The 4155-nt window shown below is 69.7% G+C and carries 4 protein-coding genes; all 4 read left to right on the top strand.

Annotation, left to right across the window (positions count from 1 at the left end; genetic code table 11):
- Positions 1-78: 78 nt before the first annotated feature.
- The 4 genes from FPZ12_RS45325 to FPZ12_RS45310 are packed head-to-tail and all read left to right on the top strand — an operon-like array spanning position 79 to position 4132.
- Entirely contained in the window at positions 79-1380 is a 1302-nt protein-coding gene (locus FPZ12_RS45325) for an acyl-CoA dehydrogenase family protein (protein ID WP_144762504.1), read from the top strand.
- The gene (locus FPZ12_RS45320) at positions 1377-2396 is read left to right on the top strand and encodes a phosphotransferase family protein (protein ID WP_208026243.1); all 1020 of its coding nucleotides are present in this window, start codon (positions 1377-1379) and stop codon (positions 2394-2396) included. The genes FPZ12_RS45325 and FPZ12_RS45320 overlap by 4 nt, the downstream gene beginning before the upstream one ends.
- Positions 2393-3157, top strand: coding sequence for an enoyl-CoA hydratase-related protein (locus tag FPZ12_RS45315; RefSeq protein WP_144762508.1), 765 nt, complete (start codon positions 2393-2395; stop codon positions 3155-3157). Before FPZ12_RS45320 ends, FPZ12_RS45315 begins: the two co-directional genes overlap by 4 nt.
- Before the next feature lie 6 nt (positions 3158-3163).
- Positions 3164-4132, top strand: a complete 969-nt coding sequence (locus FPZ12_RS45310) for an NADPH:quinone oxidoreductase family protein (RefSeq protein ID WP_144762510.1) — start codon at positions 3164-3166, stop codon at positions 4130-4132.
- The last annotated feature ends 23 nt before the right edge of the window (positions 4133-4155 follow it).

Here is a 4155-nt window from a genome sequence, read left to right as displayed (position 1 = left end):
CCCCCAAGCCCCACCCCACGAAAGAATTGCATTCTTCCGAGCGAGAAGGATATTCTCGCCAGGGAGAGGAGGCCACCGATGGCGTGGGACTTCGAGACGGAGCCGGACTACCAGCGGAAGCTGGACTGGGCCGACGAGTTCGTGCGCGAGGAGGTCGAGCCCCTGGATCAGCTCTGGGGACAGGACACCTTCGTGCCGCGGGACGAAACCAAGCGCAAGATCCTCGAACCACTCAAGGACGAGGTGAAACGCCAGGATCTGTGGGCGACGCACCTCGGCCCGGAACTGGGCGGCCAGGGCCACGGCCAGCTGAAACTGGCGCTGCTGAACGAGATCCTCGGCCGTTCCCCCTGGGCGTCGCACGTGTTCGGGTGCCAGGCGCCGGACACCGGCAACGCCGAGATCATCGCGCACTACGGCACGCCCAGGCAAAAGAAACAGTACCTGCAACCACTTCTCGACGGTGAGCTGTTCTCCAGCTACTCGATGACCGAACCGCACGCCGGCGCGGATCCCACCCAGTTCACCACCCGCGCGGTCAAGGACGGCGACGGCTGGGTGATCAACGGCTGGAAGTACTTCTCCTCCAACGCGAAGACCGCGTCGTTCCTCATCGTGATGGCGGTGACCGATCCCGAGGTGAGCGCGTACCAGGGCATGTCGATGTTCCTGGTCCCCACCGACACCCCCGGGGTGCACATCGAACGCAACGTCGGGCTGTTCGGCGAGCCGGTCAACGAGGGGTTCCACGCGCTGATCCACTACGAGGACGTCCGCGTGCCCGGCGATGCTTTGCTCGGCGGCGAGGGAAAGGCTTTCGCCGTAGCGCAGACACGGCTCGGCGGCGGGCGCATCCACCACGCGATGCGCACGATCGGCCTGGCCCAGAAGGCGCTGGACATGATGTGCGAACGCGCCCTTTCGCGCCACACCCAGGGAAGCAGGCTCGCCGACAAGCAGTTCGTGCAGGGGTACATCGCCGACTCCTACGCGCAACTGGTGCAGTTCCGCCTGTTCGTGCTGCACACGGCATGGAAGATCGACAAGTACAACGACTACCGCAAGGTGCGCAAGGACATCGCCACGGCGAAGATCGTCATGCCCACCGTGTTGCACGACGTCGCGTGGCGGGCGATGCAGGTGCACGGCGCGCTGGGCGTCACCAACGAAATGCCGTTCTTCCGGATGATCCACGGCGCCGGGGTACTGGGCCTCGCCGACGGCCCCACCGAGGTGCACAAGGTGACCGTGGCCAAACAGGTCCTGCGCGACTACCAGCCCGCCCCCGACCAATGGCCCTCCGAATGGCTCCCGCGCAAACAGGCGGCGGCGAAAGCGAAGTTCGCCGAACTCCTCGAACACGAAGTGGGGAACCTGTGATCGACTTCGACCGGCTCGCGGACTGGATGGACGAACGCGGGCTGCCCGGCAAGGGCGCGCCGCTGGAGCACAGTTTCCTCTCCGGCGGCACGCAGAACGAAATCCACGAGATCCGCCGCGGCGACGAGCGCTGCGTCATCCGCATCCCGCCGCCCGAAGCACCGGCCGACCGGGACAAGGGAATCCTGCGCGAATGGCGCATCGTCGAGGCGCTCGACGGCACGGAAGTCCCGCACACCAAGGCCGTCGCCGTGTGCGAGGACGCCGCCGTGCTCGGCAGGCCGTTCTACCTCATGGGGTTCGTCGAGGGCTGGTCGCCCATGGGCCGCAAGAGCTGGCCCGCCCCGTTCGACACCGACCTCACCGCGCGCGCCGGGCTCGGCTACCAGCTCGCGGAGGGCATCGCCCTTCTGTCCAAAGTGGACTACAAGGCGCGCGGGCTGCACGATCTCGGCCGCCCGGAAGGGTTCCACGAACGCCAGGTGGACCGCTGGACGTCGTTCCTCTCCCGGATCAAGGGCCGCGAGCTGCCCGGGTTCGACGAGGCCGCGGCGTGGCTGCGCGCGCACCGGCCGCTGGACTACCGGCCCGGGATCATGCACGGCGACTACCAGTTCGCGAACGTCATGTTCGCCGACGGCGCGCCCGCGAAACTGGCCGCGCTGGTGGACTGGGAAATGGGCACGGTCGGCGACCCGAAGCTGGACCTCGGCTGGATGCTGCAGAGCTGGCCGGAGGACACCGAAGCACCGGAGGCCGCCGACGCCAGCTACAAGGACCTGCGCGGAATGCCGTCACGCGAGCAGCTCCTGGCGCACTACGCCGAGGTGTCCGGCCGCCAGGTCGACGACATCGACTACTACCTCGTGCTCGCGAAGTGGAAGCTGGGCGTGGTGCTGGAACAGGGTTTCCAGCGCGCGGGCGGGGATGAGAAACTCCAGGCGTTCGGGCCCATCGTGCTCCGGCTGATGCGGGAAGCCGCGCAGCTGGCCGAGTCGAGCGGATATCGATCATGAGCGAACTCGTCACCGAACGCCGCGGCGCCGTACTCGTCGCCCGCCTGAACCGGCCCGAGGCGCGCAACGCGCTCAACGGCGCCCTCATCGACGCGATCGGCAGCGCCGTCACCGAGGCGGAAAGGGACCCGGAGATCAGGGCGATCGTGCTCACCGGCACCGGGGACAGGGTTTTCTGCGCGGGCATGGACCTGCGCGCCTTCGCGGCCGGCGAAGGCACCGGCAGCGCGGAGGGCGGGGCCGCGTTCGGCAGGCTCGTGCAAGGTGAGCTGGCGGTGCCGGTCGTCGGCGCGGCCAACGGCACCGCGGTCGGCGGCGGGCTGGAACTGCTGATGGGCTGCGACGTCATCATCGCGGCGGACACCGCGAAATTCGGGCTGCCGGAGGTGAAACGCGGGCTGTACCCGGCGGGCGGCGGCACGAACATCGGCACCAGGGTCCCGCTGGCGGTCGCGCTGGAGATGACGATGACCGGTGACCCGCTCGACGCCCGGCGGGCCTACGATCTGGGCCTGGTGAACGCCGTCGTCCCGCGGGAGGAAGTGCTCGGGGCCGCGCTCGCGATGGCCGACCGGATAGCGGAGAACGCTCCGCTCGCTCTGGCCGCGATCAAGGAGCTGGTGCGGCTCGGGGTCACCGACTCCGCCCGCGCGGCCGAGCGCAACAAGGTGCTGCAGAAGTCGGTGTTCGGCAGCGCGGACGCGAAAGAGGGGGCGCAGGCGTTCGTGGAGAAGCGGAAACCGGTGTGGAAAGGGCGGTGAACCGGCGTGCGCGCCGCGATCTGTGAGGCCTACGGTCCGCCGGAGAACGTCCGGGTCACCGAGATCGACGCGCCCGCGCTGGCCGCGGGCAAGGTCAGGGTGCGGGTCGGCGCGGCGGCGGTGAACTTCCCGGACGTGCTGGTCGCGGCCGGCACGTACCAGGTGAAGGTGCCGGTGCCGTTCGTCGTCGGCAGCGAGTTCGCGGGCGTGATCACCGAAGTCGCCGAGGACGTGCGCGAGTTCGCCGCCGGGGACAGGGTGACGGGCACCGGCATCACCGGCGCGTTCGCCGAGGAAGTGGTCGCGGGCACCCGCGGGCTGGTCCGGATCCCGGACGGGATCACCGACCGGCAGGCGGCCGCGTTCGGCGTGGCCTACCGGACGGCGTACCACAGCCTCCGATCCATGGCCGGGCTGCAAGTGCTGGACCAGCTGGTCGTCCTCGGCGCCGGTGGCGGGGTCGGATTGGCGGCGGTGCAGCTCGGGGCCCGGCTCGGCGCCAAGGTGACCGCCGTGGCGTCCACGCCGGAGAAGCTGGCCGCCGCCGAGTCGCACGGTGCCACGAACCTGATCGACCACCGCGCGGGCGATCTGCGGGAAGCCTTACGGGAAGCCATTCCCGACGGCGCGGACGTGGTGCTCGACCCGGTGGGCGGCGCGCTGTCCGAGCCCGCGCTGCGCTCGATGCGCCGCGGCGGCCGGTTCGTGACGATCGGCTACGCGTCCGGCGAGATCCCGCGGATCCCGCTGAACCTGGTGCTCATCAAGGGAGTCCGCATCCTCGGCTTCCAGTTCCAGGACGTGCCGCCGCCGGAGTTCCGCCGCAACGAAGCGGAGCTCGCCGCGCTGCTGGCCGAACAGCGCGCGCTCCCCCACATCGGCGCGACCTACCCGCTCGCCGACGCGGCGAAGGCGTTGCGGCAGCTCGCGGACGGCAAAGCCGTGGGCAAGATCGTGCTCGACGTGTCGGGCTGAAAGCGCTTTCCGGAGCGGGGGGG

The sequence above is a fragment of the Amycolatopsis acidicola genome, assembly GCF_007713735.2.
Lineage (GTDB): Bacteria > Actinomycetota > Actinomycetes > Mycobacteriales > Pseudonocardiaceae > Amycolatopsis_E > Amycolatopsis_E acidicola.
The sequence above is the reverse complement of the archived record's forward strand: the minus strand, read 5'-3'. Positions and strand labels throughout refer to the sequence as shown.

What these genes read in the sequence shown, in the direction of transcription:
- FPZ12_RS45325 (WP_144762504.1), top strand. Translation starts at nt 79, where the DNA reads ATGGCGTGGGACTTCGAGACGGAGCCGGACTACCAGCGGAAGCTGGAC.
- FPZ12_RS45315 (WP_144762508.1), top strand. Translation starts at nt 2,393, where the DNA reads ATGAGCGAACTCGTCACCGAACGCCGCGGCGCCGTACTCGTCGCCCGC.